15 protein-coding genes and 1 pseudogene are annotated in these 19,389 nt (G+C 41.6%); 4 read left to right on the top strand and 12 right to left on the bottom strand.

Annotation, left to right across the window (positions count from 1 at the left end):
- Window positions 1-125 precede the first annotated feature (125 nt).
- Window positions 126-1,054: pseudogene (locus tag PSF09_RS08955) on the top strand (Rpn family recombination-promoting nuclease/putative transposase).
- Between the two features lie 152 nt (window positions 1,055-1,206).
- Here PSF09_RS08955 and PSF09_RS08960 read toward each other — a convergent pair.
- Window positions 1,207-1,749 carry a YfaZ family outer membrane protein gene (locus PSF09_RS08960; RefSeq protein WP_004912202.1) on the bottom strand — a complete coding sequence of 181 codons (543 nt, stop codon included), beginning with the start codon at window positions 1,747-1,749 and terminating at the stop codon, window positions 1,207-1,209.
- A gap of 333 nt (window positions 1,750-2,082) precedes the next feature.
- On the opposite strand from PSF09_RS08960, the gene PSF09_RS08965 reads away from it, so the two are divergent.
- Window positions 2,083-3,522: a catalase gene (locus PSF09_RS08965; RefSeq protein WP_272664642.1), complete on the top strand. Its 1,440-nt coding sequence runs from the start codon at window positions 2,083-2,085 to the stop codon at window positions 3,520-3,522.
- Window positions 3,523-3,565: 43 nt separating this feature from the next.
- Here PSF09_RS08965 and menE read toward each other — a convergent pair whose 3' ends face one another.
- The 6 genes from menE to PSF09_RS08995 all read right to left on the bottom strand — a co-directional run bounded on the left by menE (window position 3,566) and on the right by PSF09_RS08995 (window position 10,693).
- On the bottom strand, window positions 3,566-4,975 hold the full coding sequence (gene menE, locus PSF09_RS08970; RefSeq protein ID WP_272664641.1) for an o-succinylbenzoate--CoA ligase: 1,410 nt from the start codon (window positions 4,973-4,975) through the stop codon (window positions 3,566-3,568).
- The gene (gene menC / locus PSF09_RS08975; RefSeq protein WP_272664640.1) at window positions 4,963-5,934 is read right to left on the bottom strand and encodes an o-succinylbenzoate synthase; all 972 of its coding nucleotides are present in this window, start codon (window positions 5,932-5,934) and stop codon (window positions 4,963-4,965) included. The genes menE and menC overlap by 13 nt, the downstream gene beginning before the upstream one ends.
- Complete coding sequence (menB, locus tag PSF09_RS08980; RefSeq protein ID WP_210837248.1) at window positions 5,934-6,791, bottom strand: 1,4-dihydroxy-2-naphthoyl-CoA synthase; 858 nt, start codon at window positions 6,789-6,791, stop codon at window positions 5,934-5,936. Before menB ends, menC begins: the two co-directional genes overlap by 1 nt.
- A 12-nt stretch (window positions 6,792-6,803) precedes the next feature.
- Complete coding sequence (menH, locus tag PSF09_RS08985) at window positions 6,804-7,568, bottom strand: 2-succinyl-6-hydroxy-2,4-cyclohexadiene-1-carboxylate synthase (RefSeq protein WP_272683787.1); 765 nt, start codon at window positions 7,566-7,568, stop codon at window positions 6,804-6,806.
- Window positions 7,568-9,241: a 2-succinyl-5-enolpyruvyl-6-hydroxy-3-cyclohexene-1-carboxylic-acid synthase gene (gene menD / locus PSF09_RS08990; RefSeq protein WP_272683788.1), complete on the bottom strand. Its 1,674-nt coding sequence runs from the start codon at window positions 9,239-9,241 to the stop codon at window positions 7,568-7,570. The genes menH and menD overlap by 1 nt, the downstream gene beginning before the upstream one ends.
- A 117-nt stretch (window positions 9,242-9,358) precedes the next feature.
- Window positions 9,359-10,693 (bottom strand): isochorismate synthase, encoded by a 1,335-nt coding sequence (locus PSF09_RS08995; RefSeq protein WP_272683789.1) that lies wholly within the window; start codon window positions 10,691-10,693, stop codon window positions 9,359-9,361.
- Window positions 10,694-11,442: 749 nt separating this feature from the next.
- On the opposite strand from PSF09_RS08995, the gene PSF09_RS09000 reads away from it, so the two are divergent.
- Together PSF09_RS09000 and PSF09_RS09005 are read left to right on the top strand one after the other, a co-directional pair.
- Window positions 11,443-12,651 (top strand): alpha-xenorhabdolysin family binary toxin subunit A, encoded by a 1,209-nt coding sequence (locus PSF09_RS09000; RefSeq protein WP_272683790.1) that lies wholly within the window; start codon window positions 11,443-11,445, stop codon window positions 12,649-12,651.
- 11 nt (window positions 12,652-12,662) lie between these two features.
- A complete protein-coding gene (locus PSF09_RS09005) occupies window positions 12,663-13,646 on the top strand; it encodes an alpha-xenorhabdolysin family binary toxin subunit B (protein ID WP_272664636.1) in 984 nt (327 codons plus the stop codon).
- Window positions 13,647-13,702: 56 nt separating this feature from the next.
- Here PSF09_RS09005 and nuoN read toward each other — a convergent pair whose 3' ends face one another.
- The 5 genes from nuoN to nuoJ are packed head-to-tail and all read right to left on the bottom strand — an operon-like array spanning window position 13,703 to window position 19,389.
- Window positions 13,703-15,163, bottom strand: coding sequence for an NADH-quinone oxidoreductase subunit NuoN (gene nuoN / locus PSF09_RS09010; protein WP_210839117.1), 1,461 nt, complete (start codon window positions 15,161-15,163; stop codon window positions 13,703-13,705).
- A 6-nt stretch (window positions 15,164-15,169) separates the two neighbouring features.
- Window positions 15,170-16,690 carry an NADH-quinone oxidoreductase subunit M gene (gene nuoM / locus PSF09_RS09015; protein ID WP_115167032.1) on the bottom strand — a complete coding sequence of 507 codons (1,521 nt, stop codon included), beginning with the start codon at window positions 16,688-16,690 and terminating at the stop codon, window positions 15,170-15,172.
- Window positions 16,691-16,709: 19 nt separating this feature from the next.
- Entirely contained in the window at window positions 16,710-18,551 is a 1,842-nt protein-coding gene (gene nuoL, locus PSF09_RS09020) for an NADH-quinone oxidoreductase subunit L (RefSeq protein ID WP_272683791.1), read from the bottom strand.
- Window positions 18,548-18,850, bottom strand: a complete 303-nt coding sequence (gene nuoK, locus PSF09_RS09025; RefSeq protein ID WP_004912233.1) for an NADH-quinone oxidoreductase subunit NuoK — start codon at window positions 18,848-18,850, stop codon at window positions 18,548-18,550. Before nuoK ends, nuoL begins: the two co-directional genes overlap by 4 nt.
- A complete protein-coding gene (gene nuoJ / locus PSF09_RS09030) occupies window positions 18,847-19,389 on the bottom strand; it encodes an NADH-quinone oxidoreductase subunit J (RefSeq protein WP_004912236.1) in 543 nt (180 codons plus the stop codon). The genes nuoK and nuoJ overlap by 4 nt, the downstream gene beginning before the upstream one ends.

Below are 19,389 nucleotides of genomic sequence, written 5' to 3' on the forward strand. Positions count from 1 at the left end.
ATTATTTGAACATTATTTAATGTATACATCTTTAATTGCATCATACAACAGCAAATAATACCGAAATGACATCTCTATCTGCTTGCTTTATTGTTGTTGAGAGGTAAATAAAGGGATTGAGTTGAATGAAAGGAAAAAATGTTTCTGCTACCCATGATGCTGCATTTAAAGGTTTTATGACAAACATAGACAGTGCACGTGACTTTTTTGAGATTCACTTACCAAAACACATAAAATCATTATGTGATTTCGCTACGTTAAAGCTGACTAACTCATCATTCATTGATAAGCAGTTACGTTCACGCTTATCGGATGTTTTATATTCCGTACAAACAGCACAAGGCCAAGGATACATTTATCTACTTGTAGAACACCACAATCTACCCCTGATAAGCTCATGGCGTGGCGCTTAATGTACTATGCGTTTTTAGCAATGAATCAGCATATGCAGCAAGGAAACACCTTATTACCTCTAGTTGTTCCTATTCTTTTCTACCACGGGACTCGTTCATCTTACCCTTACACTCAGTTATGGACAGATTGTTTTCCTCTGCCCAAGCTAGCAAATACGTTATATACACAACCATTCCCGTTGGTTGATATCACTGTCATAGACGATGATGAATTAGTTAATCATCGCAAAATTGCTGTTATGGAATTAGCGATGAAACATAAACGGTTGCGAGATGAGTTTCACCATGTGATCCCTTTGTTGGCACAAGCGCTCAATCAACACTATAATAGCGACAGTGATGTGATCACTATCATCAATTACCTATTTTCTGCTTTAGACTCAACTGATTTTGCAAAAATTATCTACACATTAGAAGCGCAAACAGAAATACACAAGGAAACGATTATGAATATCGCACAACGCTTACATAATAAAGGCCACCAAGAGGGTCTTCTCGAGGGGCTTCAAAAAGGCAAACAAGAAGGCATTCAAAAAACTAAAGCTACCTTAGCCCGTAATTTATTGAAAAATGGTGTTAGCCCTGAAATTATTATGAAAAGTACCGGATTGAGCCCTGATGAGTTGACGTCACTACTGTGATGCAATGAAAACTAAAGTGAATAGCGTGGATAAGCAGTTAGAAGTTTAACCTATTAATTTAAAAAATATTCAACTAGGTTTACATCATAGAATTCGCCCTAGGCGTACATTTAATGTACGCAACTAAGGGCGACATGAACAAGATAACCCTATTAGAATGAAAGGCCAGCCCCTACATACCAGCCATCGGCAACTTTATCGCTACTATTGCCATGGGTTCCTTTCATTTCAATCAAACGATAACCTGCATCAATAGATAAAGGTTTAAATACGGTATAACGTGCACCCGCTTTCGCTTCGACATAAGACTTGCTACCTGAGGTCAATGACTCAGGAGCACCATAGGCTTCACCATAAATATTTAATGAAGGCATAGCCTGCCAATTTAACCCACCGCCAACCGCTAATGCAGCACCACTACTATTGTGATCCGGTGATAAATATAACCCCTTACCCCCTACAAATGCAGAGAAAGGCCCGACTGGTAAGCCAAATGTGGCACCAATACTACCCGTTTGCCCATCATGGTCACTACGAGCCCAAGAACCGTTAAATGCTAACCCTGCATTTTGGTTACCTAACCCCGCAGACAGCTCAGTAAAATGTTCACCCGCTTGTGCACTGACTGAAACTGCATGGGCAGTCCCTACGAACAATGGTGACATCGCTGCTGCTAATAATAATAATTTGCGCATTATTTTATCCTCTTGATATTATTACCTATGGATACTACGCGAATTTCACCCTATTTTCAGCCATTCTTACCTAGATTTACGCTATAGCTGCTACAAAAGCCGACTTTATTCATTACAAAATTTCACAAATCAAAAATTTTAGTGCGAAAAAGTGCGATAAATACCGTTTTTTTCACGGGTAATCACAGTAATTGGTTATATTAATTAGATAATCAATCCCATAATAACTATACTGAATTATAAGTTCATTGTAGTCATATTTTTATTTTTTTACAAAAAATTAACTTATTAGTTAGGTTTGTGTAGTCATTTAATCCAAAAAGGAGCATTGTGATGAAAAAGAAAGGCCTTACTACCGCCTCTGGCGCCCCGGTCGCCAATAATAATAATGTGATGACAGCAGGTAAACGTGGCCCAATGTTATTACAGGATGTTTGGTTTTTAGAGAAACTTGCCCATTTTGACCGTGAAGTGATCCCTGAAAGACGCATGCACGCAAAAGGTTCAGGTGCTTTCGGTACATTTACCGTAACGCATGATATTAGCCGCTACACCCGTGCAAAAATTTTCTCTGAAGTGGGGAAAAAAACAGAAATGTTTGCTCGCTTCTCTACCGTTGCAGGTGAGCGCGGGGCTGCCGACGCAGAACGAGATATTCGTGGCTTTGCATTAAAATTTTATACTGAAGAAGGTAACTGGGATATGGTGGGTAACAACACCCCTGTGTTCTATTTTCGTGACCCATTAAAATTCCCTGATTTAAACCACGTAGTTAAACGCGACCCTCGCTCTAACCTACGTACAATGGAACACAAATGGGCCTTTTTCTCTCAATTACCAGAATCTTTACACCAGTTAACCATTGATGCTAGTGACCGTGGTATCCCACAAAGTTACCGTCATATGCATGGGTTTGGTAGCCATACATATAGCTTCATCAACAGTGATAATGAACGCTTCTGGGTTAAATTCCATTTCCGTTGCCAACAAGGTATTCAGAATCTGTCTGATGAACAAGCTGAGCAATTAGTGGGTAAAGATAGAGAAAGTTCACAGCGTGATCTGTTTGAATCCATTGAAAATGGGGATTTCCCGCGCTGGAATTTGCAAGTACAAATTATGCCAGAGAAAGAGGCCTCCCAAGTTCCTTATAACCCATTTGACTTAACCAAAGTTTGGCCGCACAAAGATTATCCGTTAATTGATGTCGGTTATTTTGAACTTAATCGTAACCCAGACAACTATTTTGCTGACGTAGAACAAGCGGCGTTTAGCCCTGCTAACGTAGTTCCAGGTATTGGCTTCTCACCAGATAGAATGCTACAAGGCCGTTTATTCTCCTATGGAGATGCCCACCGTTATCGCCTTGGGGTTAACCACCACCAAATCCCAGTGAATGCCCCACGTTGCCCATTCCATAATTACCATCGTGATGGCGCAATGCGCGTTGACGGTAATAGCGGCAACCATGTGACCTATGAGCCAAATGAAGCTGGTTTATTCCAAGAGCAACCTGACTTCAGCGAACCGCCATTATCTATTGAAGGTGCCGCTGACCATTGGGATCACCGCGAAGACCAAGATTATTTCAGCCAACCACGTGCATTATATGAGTTATTAGATGATGCCGAGCACCAACGTATGTTTAAGCGTATTGCGGGAGAACTGATTGACGCGACAGAAGCCACTCAAGTGCGCCAAATCGAGCTATTTAAACAAGTTCACCCAGAATATGGCGCTGGTGTTGAAAAAGCATTAAAAGCACTAAAATAGTGTAATTCATTAAGTGGTGGGGATAACCCACCACTATTTCACCCTATTCCTGCATTCTAGCTAACAGCCACTTTTTCACTTGTTGCCTTGACACTTTTATTCCCCCTGCTTTTAATTCAGGGTCTAAATAATAAAATGCCATAGGATATTGGTATGGCGCGAGTTTATCTTTTAGCCAACCCGCCAGCTGATGCAAATCCACTGACTCATTTGCTTCAATAACCGCAACAGGGCGTTGCCCAAATTGTTCATCATCAATGGGAATAATAAAACTTTGGCTGACATCAGTGTGTGAATTGATGACTGATTCGATATCTTCCGGTTGAACACATTCCCCACCACTGATAAATAAATTATCTAAACGACCAAGGATCTGATATTCACCATCGACAAATGCCCCTTTATCGTTGGTTTTAAACCAGTTATCTAGGCAGTTTAAAGGGTGAATTTGCCCATCAAACCAATAACCAAGCGCTTGACTGTCTGATTGGATTTGAATTTCATCATCCACAAGACGAATTTGCTTACCTTTTAAGGGTAAGCCAACGCCTTTCTTGCCATCTGCACGTTTAGCACAAACTGTAGAAGCCATTTCTGTCATCCCATAGCCGCTCCAACACGCAATTCCATGTTGTTGTGCCAAATCCGTGAGTGTTGAAGGAATACTGGCTCCGCCCAATAAAACGGCTTTCAACGCGATATTCGCCATTGAGTTATCATTCAATAAACGCCATAGCTGGGTCGGCACCAAAGAGGCATGAGTCACCTCATGTAATGCCTGAGCTAAAGGGAGATTTTTTACCGCAAGTGCGCCGCCTTGCAAAAGCCAACGCCAAACAATGCCCTGACCAGACACATGGAATAACGGCAACGAGAGTAACCAACAATCATCTTGCTGATAATTCATCATATTAACAACACCGGCAGCGCTATTGAGGTGAGCAGCAACACAATGAACGGCGGCTTTAGGTAGACCTGTCGACCCCGATGTTAAAATCAACGTGGCAGGCTGCTGAATAGCCTCTTGAAAAACAACCGGAGCAACCTCTTCATCACCAATAAAATGATCATAGAGTTGATAATCTAAATGACGATAATTGGCTAATAAATTTGATTCATCAGTAAAATCAATGGCTGCGCTAACATTAAGATGATGCAGTAATTCTGCTAACAACCGTTCTGGGAGACGGGGATTTAACGGTAAAACACGAGCACCACACGCAATAAGAGCCAGTTGACTCAGTAATAATTCAACTGAATTTTTCCCACGCAAAACGATACACTGCCCTTGCGTTACGCCTTGCATTGAAAAGTAAGTTCTGAGGTCTGTAACTTGTTGGCTTACGCTTTCCCAAGTCATACTTTGGGACTCAGTTATTAGGGCGATGGAGTTGGGACGAAGATTGGCCCAGTGTTGCCAAGGCCAATCTTTAAAGTTATCTAGTTCTGCCATACAAGCGTTAAATCTTCTAACTGCTGGAGCGGAATATCACATTGTGGCCAAGGCCGTATCAGTTGAGATTGAATAAGTGATACCGTATCTAAGCCTGGAATGGTATTTGGCGTTAGCCAATGTGCTACACGAGCAAGTTGCGTTAAACCAAAGCTACTTTCAATGGATGAACTGATCACGGCTTGTAATCCTAAGCGATGCGCTTCTTCTACTAAGTAGCGACAATAAGACAAGCTGCCTGTCAGTGTTGGTTTAATCACAATCGCAGAAACGCCTTCCTGTGCCTCAACCATAAAGCCTTCTTCTCGTACACTTTCATCCCAAGCGATACTAATGCCAGTATCCGCTGCAAATTGCAGTGACTCTTCTCGGGTTTTGCACGGCTCTTCTAAGAATGCGATACGGTCACGATAGTCTGGGTTAACATACTTGGCAAAACCGTCGGCTTTTGTTCGAGTCCAACTGCGATTCGCATCCAAGCGCAGTTTCAATTCTGGAACTGCCTCTAACAATAAGTTAACCACCATGCCATCACGCACAGCTTCATAGAGCCCAACTTTTACCTTTGCAACCTTTTCACCTTCCATTGCATCAAGGCTCAAAATGAGGTCATCAGGGTCACCACTGCACAGTGGTGCTTTGCGATAGTCAGCCTCTTTCGGTAGCTCCCCTGTTAACTCCGCAAGAGCACAGCTACAGCCAAAAGCCACAGAGGGTAGTAGACTATTAGAAATTTTGCCTTCTTTCACCCATTCATTCATTCGCTTAATAGTTTCGGCGGTTGCTTCTTCTAATGTTTCACGACTGAATTCAGGTAGAGGCGAAATTTCTCCCCAACCTTCATTATCCCCATCTTGTAAACACACTAAAAGCCCATCACGAGTTTTTAGTCGCTGATAACGAAGGATAACGCCTGCCTCCATTGGCAGGCTGAACGAATAAATACGGGCTTTACGCATTATGGATTACGCTTATATTTAGAGAAGTCTGGAGCACGTTTTTCATTAAAAGCATTACGGCCTTCTTGCCCTTCGTCTGTCATATAAAACAGCATTGTGGCATTACCGGCTAATTCTTGCAGGCCAGCCTGACCATCACAATCTGCATTTAATGCTGCTTTTAAGCAACGTAATGCCATTGGGCTATTTTCTAGCATTTCACGGCACCAACGCACGGTTTCTTTTTCAAGATCTGCGTATGGGACAACGGTGTTAACCAAGCCCATGTCTAATGCTTCTTGTGCATTGTATTGGCGACATAAAAACCAGATCTCACGCGCCTTTTTCTGCCCAACGATACGCGCCATATAGGATGCGCCCCAACCGCCATCAAATGAACCGACTTTTGGCCCGGTTTGGCCAAATATTGCGTTATCCGCAGCAATAGTCAGGTCACACATCATATGCAACACATGGCCACCACCAATAGAATAACCCGCAACCATCGCTACAACAGGCTTTGGACAAGTACGAATCTGGCGTTGGAAATCTAATACGTTCAAGTGGTGCGTGCCACTTGCATCACGATACCCGCCGTAATCGCCACGGATTTTTTGGTCACCACCGGCACAGAATGCTTTTTCACCTTCGCCCGTTAAAATGATAGTTCCGACTTGGTCATCATAACGTGCATCGGACAGTGCTTGGATCATTTCTTTCACGGTTTGTGGACGAAAAGCATTACGCACTTCTGGACGGTTAATCGTAATTTTAGCAATTCCTTCAGGAGATTTATGATAGCGAATATCTTCAAACCCTGTAGAGCAATCTTGCCATTCAATTGGTGCGTATAATTTTTCTTCGCTTGGATAAATCATTATCAGATTCCTTTAACCACAGTGTGATAAAAAATGGTGTAGTGCAGTTGCAAAGCCCATGGGGTTTTCCCGATGTGCATTATGCCCTGCATTTTCAATCAGCGTTAACGGCAAAGCATATTGTTGCGAAACGCTTCGAAATTTTTGATCCTTTTCGCCACAAAAATAACGATAAGGGCAGATTAATTGACGCAATTTGTCCGCCAAAAAAGGTTGCTTTGCTAATGATGTGTTTTCTAGCATAGCAGCAATACTGTGCGGGTTATTTTGTCCGCGTAACTGAATTAACTGTTGGCGCTGAGTGGCCGACAAATCAGCAAATACAGTTTGTTGATACCAGTCATCTAACACGTATTCAATGGGTTCTGAACGAAAACGTTGCGCCCATGCCCCATCATTAGCAGCTCGAGCAACACGTTCTTGTTCATTGGCTAACCCCACATTCCCGCCTTCAATCACTAAACCTAATAGCCCATTAGGCTGATAGTGACAGGCAAAATGCATTGCGAGTCGAGCACCAAGTGAATAACCAACCAAGTAGTATTCATTAATTTGATGATACTGTAAAAGCTCGCTGAGTTGTTGATCAAAATGTGAAAAACTCTGGCATGGTTCTGAATGAGAACCGCCATGACCTGGCAAATCCACAGCTAATGATGGAAAAGCCCGTGTTTGATCAATCACGGGTGACCATTCATCTGCACTACCTAACAAACCATGCAACCAAATGATCCAAGGAGTCGAAGAGGTAGAATGGTGTCGATGGGCGGATAACATTACAATTCCACAACTTCATTGAGCAGCTGTTTTAAAGTACGCGCGCCTTCATCGCTTGCCACCTGTAATTCCACCAGCAATGTTCCATGCTGACTATGCCAAAATTGTTGAACTGTATTTTTTAGTGTTCCCCAATCTGTCGGCGCACAATATTGTAAGCCAAACATTTTCGCAGCAGGCTCGAAACTGACATTTTGCGGCATACAGTAATAATTTTGCCTTGCTTCGTCTGGTGTGGGTAACATAGAGAAAATTTGCCCACCATTGTTATTCACAATGATGAGGACTGTCGGTGCTGAGGGTTCTCGCAACAGCGCCAAACTATTCAAATCGTATAAGGCAGAAATATCCCCAACGATAGCCAATGTTGGACGTGCTGTTGCTCGTTGCACGCCCGCCATGGTAGAAATCAGACCATCAATACCACTTGCGCCGCGGTTGCTATACACCGGATAACCCAATGGGAGTTGTGCTAGCGCATCCACCAAACGGACAATTAAGCTATTGCCAACAAATAGTTGGCCTCGTGGAGAAAGTAACTCTGGTAATTGGTATGCCACCGCTGCTTCTGAAAATTTTTCATGTAACTGTTGGTGTACATGATGTTGGGTTTTTTGTGCTAACGTCAGCAGCGATTCACACCACAAACCTCTCGGCTGCGCAGGATGGTTGTCCAGCCAACCTTTAATTGAACAGGTTAACTTTCTCCCCCTATGATTTGCTGGGTCTAGCCGTTGAGGTATCGAATCGATAATCCAATACTCTTGCGGTTCACAATTGGCTTGCCATTGTAATAGTCGTTTTCCTGTTAAGCTTGAGCCAAACTGAACAACTAATTCTGCATGTTTTAAAATCTGTTGAGCATCGGGATGCTGAAGCCATAAATCTGCACAAGGGTATGGCTGCCCTGTTTGAGATAACACATCCCCTATAACTGGCCATCCGAGTTCTTGGGCCCATTGAGCCACGCGCTCCCCTTCACTCGCACTCATTCTACCGGCAATCACAACGCCCTTTTTTTGCCGCCAAAAATACCAATCTGCCACTAAAGCGACAGAATGAGTTAACGGTTCAGTGAGCCACGGGTGATTCGAATTCCACCATTCCCCAAGTGTTTTCTGCCACTCATGTTCCCCATCCATATCACCATATAGTGGCTCGGCAAATGGGCAGTTGATATGAAATGCACCGTGGTGTAACTGGTTCATGCCATTATCAATCGCAGTTACCAACCATTTAGCTGAAATATCTTGCGTCGGCCTTGGCAACATTAATGATTGAGTAGGATGAGATGCAAAAATATGCGTCTGCCGAATAGCCTGGTTAGCACCGCAGTCAATCAGTTCAGGAGGCCGGTCTGCGGTAAGAAAAATCACCTTTTCCCCAGTTAAACCCGCTTCAATCAATGAGGGATAAAGGTTTGCCACCGCCGTCCCTGAGGTAACAATGACCCCTACAGGTTCATGACTGGCTTTTGCTAAGCCGAGGGCAAGGTGCCCTAAACCACGCTCATCGAAATGCGTATGGCAATGCAATTTCCCATGACTAATGGCCGCAAGGGTCAGAGGTGTTGAGCGCGAGCCTGGCGCAATACAGATATGTTTCATTCCGTGGCGAGATAGTGCTTCAATAATCACTTCAGCCCAACGGAGATTAAAAGCAGAATTCGACATAATATGCTCAGCAAATTATTAGTTATCAATTAGTTTAGACTGATTGAAATAAATTTCTTGATCTCAGAACAATTTTTGATGAACTAATTGAAATAAAAGAAAATAACCATTTTTATTTTATGGTTTTTCGTTATTTTCAAACAAAGATTTAAGCCCAGCTGCTTTATTTTCAATTTCTATCCACTCTTGCTCTGGGTCTGAGCCACTGACAATGCCAGCACCTGAATATAATGAGACATGTGCACCTTCTATCTGTGCACAACGAAGAGATACCGCAAATTCACTTTTATTCAAGCTAATAAATCCGCCAGTTCCTGCATACCAGCCACGAGAAAAGGGTTCATTACTTGCTAAAAATTGCCGTGCAACTTTGCGAGGTAAACCACATACGGCAGCGGTAGGTTGAAGGCGTTGTAGGCAATCGCTATCAGAAGGATTGATTAATGTCGCAACAATAGAGCGATAAAGGTGTTGAATTTTTCTCAAGCGGATGACTTTTGCTGACGATACATCAACCCCCGTCACTGCACCTTGTAATTGTTGGCAAATATCATCTACAACCACTAAATTTTCATGTTGGTTCTTTTTATCTTCCATCAACCACTTAGCATACTCCGCAGCGACGGTGTCATCAGGGTCATTAGCGACAGTTCCCGCTAACGCCTCAGAATTCAGCTGTTCATTTTGCCGTAAATATAAACGTTCCGGAGTCGAAGAGATGAACCCTGACTGTGCGTTGAAGGCCATCATAAAATGGTAACAATGATGATTCACCTGCTGGCTTTGGGCTAAAAATTCAGCAACCGCAATAGGTTTAGACAGAGTAAGTTTTGTTTCCCTTGCCATCACCACTTTTTCCATCTTCCCTGACTTCATGTCGTCAATAGCGCAATTTAATAAACGACACCATTCATCATGCGTAGGAATATGTTCTTGTGCCGTAATATTGGCATTCAATGTCAATGTCACGTGAGAAGCCGGCTTCAATTGCTGTAAAAGATGAATAGCATTTAAACGGTCTTCTTCCCCCTCAATATTGACACTAACACTAATTGTCGAACGTAATCGATGAATTTCGATACGGGGCAAAAAACAAAAAGTTGCTTGGCGTTTTATCTCTTCAGGAATGCCCGCTCCAACCGCATTCCAGCCATTAAGCCCCCATAGGCGCATCTCTGGCATATCAGGATACTGGGATAAAAAAGCTTGTGCCGTATCTATCGAATCAAAGGATTTCACCATACCAAGCGCACTGCATTCCTCGGCACCCGTACGTTGATACCAGTAAAATTGAGGATAACTTTGCTGTGCCGACAACCATGAGAGGCCAGGAAAAGAGGTTTGTGCATCTAATTGCCAAACTAAACGAGTAAAATCTTGATTTTTTAGTGTCAATGTAGACAAATGGTCCAAAATTTCAGTTATCAATAGATCAATTTTTTTATAGTTCACTTTAGATTCCCACTGCTACATCACACAAATTCACTACGGTTATTATATAGCGCAATACAATTTTTTAATACATTGATAGCTAACAGTAAATGCTATATCGCCCATTCAGCGCTAAAAGTAGATTACCTGCAATTAAGAGATTGCTTTTAGTACTTCACTATAATTATTTTTTATGGCACAAATGACGATAGCCAAGAGCAACTGTGTCAAAATAAACCGGTTATCACTCACTAATAGCGACCTTCAGGCTGTTGATAGTATAGCTTATTATGTATATTACACAGCATTCTATTCATTTAATTAATGGAAAATGTGATTTTATCCCCTTTATTCTTTGCTTCTTTCTCGAAATAGCTTCATTTTCACCCAATGAAAATTTCATTTTGAAACATATCGGTATGTCAGCTTTAAACCCATGTTCCATTACAAGCCTATTTAGTTCAAAATAACAATTTATCGTATATTTTAATTAACATCATATTCTAATTAGTTATTTTATTTAGTATTACTATAGATAATTTTCAAATAAAAATAATAGAGAATAATATTTAAAACACATATTAAACTGTTCAAAATGCTATTTTTTAGCTCTGTTTTTCATTTTTTAGTATAAAGATTTTAGTCAATTTCTAGTAGGTTAACAAATATGAATTTTATATTTTTATTTGCAATAAATAGGTAATTCAACCATACAACAGCACTAAAAAAATAAGCATTCAGTCTTTAACTTAATCAACGTGGAATTTAAAATGAATACAAAAGATAATTATGACAGAATTATTGAAAAAGAACATATAGGCCATACAACCTTAGCTTTATTAACTAATCAAGATGCGCTTTCAACCCGTGAAGTCGGTATTTTCACATTAGATGATTTAATTAGCATACATCGCCACGTTTACTTTTCTCTTTCTTTGCCTTGGAAAAAAAATGATATTCTAAAATGGTTTGGTATTACTTCATCAACAACCTTACCAATCGACACTGACGAACTAATTGATACTATTATCAATATTCGAGAACATGCCAATAGCTGGGATAACGTTGAACAACATGTTAAAGAACAATCTGTCAATCTATCTCTAGTTAGCCGAAACATTATACAAACTGGTGGACAAATTATTGAATATATAAACCACATGCCTATTTTGAAAAAAGTGTCTGAAAGCTTGAATGATATTAATGAAAATGAACTAGATGAAATATATTATCAAAATGATGACCAGCAAATAGCTACTGAACTAACTAATATCTTACAATTAATTAGGGATGATATTAAAGACCAATCCATTAAGACAAATAATATTAAAAATATCATTTCTGATTTCCGGGTGCATATTACAGGAGGTTATTTATCTAATTATCAACATGTTGAATCATTGCTATTCAATATTAAAGGGTTATATAAACAACTTGAGCCCACTAATAATGAAACAACCGATTCCTATTTACAAGAATCACTTAAAATGAAAAAACAAGAACTCCAGCAATTAGAACTTGAGTATTCACACTTTGTGAAGCTCAGCTTTACGGGTTTAGTTGGTGGTGTCATCGGCCTCATTATCACTGGAGGGATTTTTGGTTCAAAGGCTGAAAAAATTCGGGCAAGAAAGAATGAAACATTAACAGAAATAAAATCAATTAGTGACCAAATCAACAAAGAAAAATTTGTCAAAAAAGTTATCTTTGATATTCAAATCAATCTTCACAAAATTGATGGTTTCTTTAAAGATGCCCGGTTAGCCGTTGACCATTTAGATTATATGTGGCTAGTCCTCTTAACCGAAATAACTCAATCAATCGAGGTTTTCAAAAAAATCAATAACGCTGACAAACTTATTCAATTCATCACCCATTTTAAGCGTGTTATTACATCTTGGTATACCATTCAAGAATACTCGACACATTTAATAAAGTTATTTGATGAAATTCAACCAAATAACACTCCCCCTCAATAAAAGGTACTAATATGCAAGATAAGCTTGATTTACCCATACTGCCCCCTATTGATATTTATCAATTTAGGCATATGTCAAATGAAATTTCCGCATTTAATAAAAATATAATACATTATGATTTTATTATACATGGGAAAATACAAAAAATAGCCAGTAAATCCTTTAATATTAATGAAATAATCAGAAACTCGATACCGAAACTCAAAATAAAATTAAATTATATTTTAAAAAGTGAGTTAAATAATGAAAATACAAATATACCTGACGGGATTTTAGTTATAAGCTTTATTGAGGATTTAACGGATTTCAAACTTGAACTGGAAAGAATCATCACTAAATTCAGTTATACCACCGATTCTTTATCACTCATTCATTTGGAAGAAAGCAATCAACATAAACTACATCAATATTCTGAGCAAAAAGAACTTCTCGTCACATCCAAAAATAGTAAAATACTAAAAATAGATGAAATTAATCAGCAACACTCCGTTATTACCGCCGCAGAAGATATCATATTAAAATCTAAAATCACTGATTTCTTAAAAAAACATTTGTTAAATGACGAATTAATTGACTCAATTGATATGCCAACAAATAAAAAACAAATATTAAAATCAGCCGTTGCCTTTATTAAAAATTTATTATCAGTCATAGATGATGGTTTAGAATTTGCACAGCTTGTCGAGGTTAGATTAGATTTAGGAAATCAAATTTTGGAATTAAAAGAAGAAGTTAATCATATAGATAAAACAATATTTAAGCTTTCTCAACTCATGTTATTAGCCGATCAAATAACCACGATAGACTCACATAAACAATCAATTATCACTCAGATAGGCTTAATTAAGGATTACTGGTGGGGATGGTGCCATTTTATTAATGAAAAATCGTCTGAAAAAATATTGAATATTCAAAAAATTAATATGGCCAGCCAGGTGCTCATGTCTTTCTTAGACGATATGGAGTTTCAATATCAGCGCCAGTTACCCGATTAAAAAAAACCGGCTACTCAAAAGTAACCGGTTTATTAGCAATAGGAAATTTTGACCTATTAGTTAATCACAGCAAGCGCTGTTGATGTCATATCAATAAGTGGTTGTGGCCATACACCAAAGACGATAACCGCAATGGCGCAAATAACAGCAACAACCGTTCCTAACGTTGCTTTTTCAGGGCCTGTATAACGTTCTGCATGTTCTGCATCACGGCTATATAGGCTAGCCATAAAGCTTAGGTAGTAATATAAACCAATAGCACTACCCACTACTACAGCTCCTGTTAGCCACCATAATTCTGCATTCACTGCAGATGCAATCACATAGAATTTACCAATAAATCCTAATGTAATTGGAATACCAGCTAATGAAAGCATCATTACCGTCATTACCGTTGCGAGAATTGGCTTATGCCAAAATAGCCCGCGGAATGCACTAAAGTCATCCTGATCATCACCACGGTAAGGGCTTGAAACAATACTCACAACACCAAATGCCCCTAAACTCGCAAACAAGTAACCCACTAAGTAGATTGCGATAGTGACTTGTGAAGCAACAGGGTCGATGCGTAACGCAACAAGAGCGACCAGTAAATAACCCATATGCGAGATAGATGAGTAACCCAGTAAGCGTTTTGCACTTTTTTGTGTGATAGCCAGTAAGTTACCAAACAGGATAGATGCAATAGCAATCACAGAAATCACAATCGCTAGTGTATTGCTATTGGCGATTGGTGCTTCCAGAAAAATACGCACTAATACTGCGAAGATAGCGATTTTACTGCCGGTTGCTAAGAAGGCTGACACTGGTGCTGGCGCACCTTGGTAAACGTCTGGTGTCCACAGTTGGAATGGAAACAGTGACAGTTTAAAGCCAAAGCCTACAATCAGCATACCGAAACCAATCATCACCAATGGTGCGTGAATTTGACTATCGGAAAGACTTTGACCAACCGCAGCAAAACTTAAACTACCCGATTCTGCATACAGTAACGCAATCCCGAATAACAGGAATGAAGACGCGGCTGCAGATAACAGCATGTACTTGATCCCGGCTTCTAATGTGCGGCTGCGCTCAAAGGTATAGGCTACTAGACCAAACAGAGGCAATGAAATCAGCTCAATACCGATAAACATTGATGCCATATGGTTTGACATAGATAACAGCACACCACCCGCTACTGCGATAGCAACAAGTAAATGGAACTCATCTCTATTATCACCAAAACCTTCTAGCCAGTGGTAAGCAAAGATAGACGTTCCAATACCGGCAATCAGGACTAATGCGCTATAGAACAGTGCAAAGCCATCAACACGGATAAGCGAAGTCACATCCATTAGGTAGCCGTCGGCTACCCAAATGAGTGAAAGCAACGCAATAACAAAGCCTGATACTGTCAGCGCGGCACTAGTCAGGTGATCGCGTCGCCACGCAATGGACAGCATCACAACCACCGCCGTCAACCCGACGATCATCAGTGGTAGTATTGCGATCAGTTCTTGAGGAGTTATTGTCATGGCGAATTACAGCCCTAATGTTGTAAGTGAAGCAGAATACAGGTTATGTAATGTTTCCATTGAACCAATTGAGGTATCTAAAATTGGTTGTGGGTAGAAACCGATAATAACCAGTAAAGCAGCCAGAGCCAGCAGCACACCAAATTCTCGTGCAGTTAACCCTTTCATTTCTTTTTCGGATTTTGGTGTACCGTAGTAAGTTTGCTGCATCATCCACAGTGAGTAGATAGAAGCAAACACTACACCAAAGACCATAATGCAGGTCACTAACGTGAATTGGCTGAAGCTACCGAACAGGATCATGAATTCACCAATGAAGTTACCTGTACCTGGCATTCCTAACGTTGCCGCAGCAAAGAACAGGGACATTCCTGGTAACCATTTAATGCGTTTCCACAATCCACCCATCATGCGCATATCACGCGTTTGTGTACGTTCATACAGTTGACCACTGATGATAATCAGTGCCGCACCGGACAAACCGTTGGTGATCATTTGAATCACCGCACCTTGGTAAGCCAAGGTTGAACCCGCGTAAATAGCGACTGTCACAAACCCCATATGGGATAAGCTACTGTACGCTGCCAGACGTTTGATATCCGTTTGTTTGAACGCTAACCATGCCCCGTAGAAGATACTGATCACACCCAGTGTCATCGCCACTGGCGTGAACTGGATAGACGCTTCTGGGAACAAAGGTAAGGTAAAGCGTAACAGACCATATGCTGCGGTTTTTAGCATGATACCGGAGATATCCACAGAACCCGCTGTTGGCGATTGTTCTTGGGTATCTGCCATCCAACCATGGAAAGGAACCAGTGGCATTTTAACAGCAAAGGCGATAAAGAAGCCTAACATCAACATAAATGCGACATTGCTAGAGAGTTCTGCACCTAGCAGTTGGTTATAGTCGAATGTTAGTACACCTGAAGTATTGTAGTTCGCCAATGCGAGCCCAATGATGGACACCAGCATGATCAAACCACTTGCTTGCGTATAGATGAAGAACTTAGTCGCAGCTTTGATATGTTGTCTATTTTCTGACCCTTTGTGTCCCCAATTGGCAATCAGGAAGTACATAGGGATCAGCATCATCTCCCAAAAGAAGAAGAATAAGAACAAGTCAACCGCGGTAAAAATCCCCATCACACCTGTGATAATCCACAACAGGTTAAAGTGATACGCACCTTGGTTTTTCTGGTTTTCACTCCAAGAGCTCAGAATCGAGAAGCCCCCCATGATAGCCGTTAACACGACCATCAGCAGTGATAAACCGTCAATTGCTAAATGAAAATCAATTCCCAGTGACGGGATCCACGGCATAAAGAAAACAGATTGCCATTGTGGAATACCTTGTGGATTGACGAGGGAGTAGCTCCCTTGTAACCACAATTGCACGGAAAGTATCAATGTTATTCCCATCGTTGCCAGTGCAATCCAACGCGGTGCGCGATGACTGAACCGGTCAGCCTGCCAGCTTAGCAGGCCTCCGATGAAGGGAATGAGTATTAGCCAGGGTAATAGCATGGCGCAATGTGTCCCTTAATTAAACCAAAAGCAGCAGAGCAAGAATCAGCACTGCACCCAGCCCCAACGAGGCAACATACCAACGGATTTGGCCGTTTTCACTCACTGCAAGCCCTTTATTTGCCCAACGTGAAAGATGTGCAGGGATATTCATCAGAGAGTTAACCGGATCGCTTTCCAGTAGCCATGCTATGCCTTTAAATGGCTTAACAAAGACTACATCATACAGCCAATCGAATCCCCACGCTTGGTACCACCATGCGCTGAAGAAACGACCCACTGCAGTTTTCGCGATAGCATCGACTATTGAACGTCTGAACAGGTAGAGGAATACCGCAATTAATAGACCTGCGATAGCAAACCCGCCAGAAATCGCTTCGAGTAAGACTTTACCGTCTTCACTTCCTGCGGCTTCGGCTGGGAAAACCCCTTCAAGTGGTTGGTGGATTAATGCACCAACAAACGTTGCAAGAATAGCCAAAATGCCCAGTGGTAATGTGTGAGTGATGCCTTTAACCTTGTGCGCTTTGATTTTCGCTTCACCGTGGAACACGATGAAAATCATACGGAAGGTATAAATTGCGGTCATTAATGCACCGAGGATACCTGCCCACAACAACACAGTTTGTCCATCAAGCTGCGCACCCCACAAAATCGCATCTTTACTGTAGAAACCTGCGGTAAACAGTGGCAATGCTGCCAGTGCGCTTCCGCCGATTAACATCACAGCGTAGATGAATGGAATTTGCTTACGCAGCCCACCCATCTTGAAGATATTTTGTTCGTGATGGCATGCCAAAATGACTGAACCCGCTGACAGGAACAACAACGCTTTAAAGAAAGCATGCGTCATCAGGTGGAAAATCGCTGCATCCCATGCTTGTACACCTAGTGCCAAGAACATATAACCAATTTGGCTCATTGTGGAGTAAGCAAGTACACGCTTGATATCGGTTTGCACCAATGCTGCAAACCCAGCCAGTACTAATGTCACTGCACCCACAACACCGACTAAGTATAATACTTCAGGCGCTAACAGGAACAGAACATGGGTACGAGCAATTAAATACACACCCGCAGTTACCATGGTTGCAGCGTGGATCAGTGCAGAAACTGGCGTTGGACCCGCCATCGCATCTGCCAACCACGTTTGCAATGGTAACTGTGCTGATTTACCGACAGCACCACCTAATAACATCAAGGTTGCCCAGTTGATCGCACTTGAACCTTCCGCAAATTTTTGAGGTGCTAACACCGCCATTTCGCTGAAATTCAATGTGCCAAGTTCATTCCACAGAATAAACATACCAATTGCGAGGAACACATCACCGATACGCGTTACAAAGAACGCTTTCATTGCGGCTTTACCGTTTTCTGGATTGGTATAATAGAAACCAATCAACAGGTAACTGCACAGCCCTACCCCTTCCCAACCGAGATACATCAGCATCATGTTGTCAGCGAGGACTAAAACCACCATGCTTGCAATAAACAAGTTAGTGTAAGCGAAGAAACGTGAGTAACCTTCCTCGCCACGCATATACCAAGAGGCATAGACATGGATAAGGAAGCCCACACCCGTTACCACACCTAACATGGTCAGTGACAGGCCATCTAACATTAGAGTGAATGGGATATTAAAGGTACCGACAGACATCCAAGTCCAAAGTGGCTGGATGAATACGCTACCTGCGTCTTGAGCTAAAAATTCATTGCCAGCATAGAATGCGACGACGGCCGCTAAGCCAACCGACCCCGCACCAATAATGGCTGAAACGTTTTCTGACCAGCGTCCACGAGAGAAGGCTAACAGCACCGACCCCAGTAAAGGCAACAGAATAGTTAAATAGAGTAGGTTCATCCGCGCATCTCACTGACTTTATCAATATTCAGGTTCTGACGATGACGATGGAGTTGCAGTAACAACGCCAATCCAATACTCGCCTCCGCTGCAGCCAATGCGATTGCCAAAATATACATAATTTGGCCGTCAGGCTGCCCCCAAAAACTCCCTGCAACCACAAATGCCAGTGCAGTTGAGTTAATCATGATTTCCAGTCCGATCAGCATGAAAAGCAGATTACGACGAATAACAAGGCAACTGAGCCCCATCACAAATAAAATCGCCGCTAAAATCAGACCGTGTTCTAGAGGTATCATTTTTGTTCCTCCGCCTTCTCGATGCTGACAAGGTCAGCGCCGTTTTCTTTACGGTCACGTCCAACGTGGAATGCTACCACTAAACCTGCAAGTAATAACAAAGATGCCAATTCGACAGCCAGAACATACGGCCCAAATAGGCTAATTCCCACTTCTTTCGCTCCAATGATGGTTCCCTCAATGCCTTCTTGATAAGACAACGAGGTAATGCCGTAAACTAAGATAGCCAGTAAAACCGCGGATAACACCGCAGGGCCAATCCAGTTTTTCGGCGTCAACCAAGCGCGCTCTTGTTCTTGAACAGAACGCCCTAAGTTGAGCATCATCACCACGAACACGAACAGGACCATAATGGCACCTGCATATACGATGATTTCCAACGCCCCAGCAAAATACGCGCCGAGGGAGAAAAACACCATTGACAGAGCCAGCAGAGAAACAACCAGATACAACAGTGCATGCACCGGATTTGTATTCGTTATCACCCTTAAAGTTGCTAAAATGGCAACTAGACCGGCGATATAAAATGTAAATTCCAT

The sequence above is a fragment of the Providencia sp. PROV141 genome (assembly GCF_028481645.1).
Lineage (GTDB): Bacteria > Pseudomonadota > Gammaproteobacteria > Enterobacterales > Enterobacteriaceae > Providencia > Providencia rettgeri.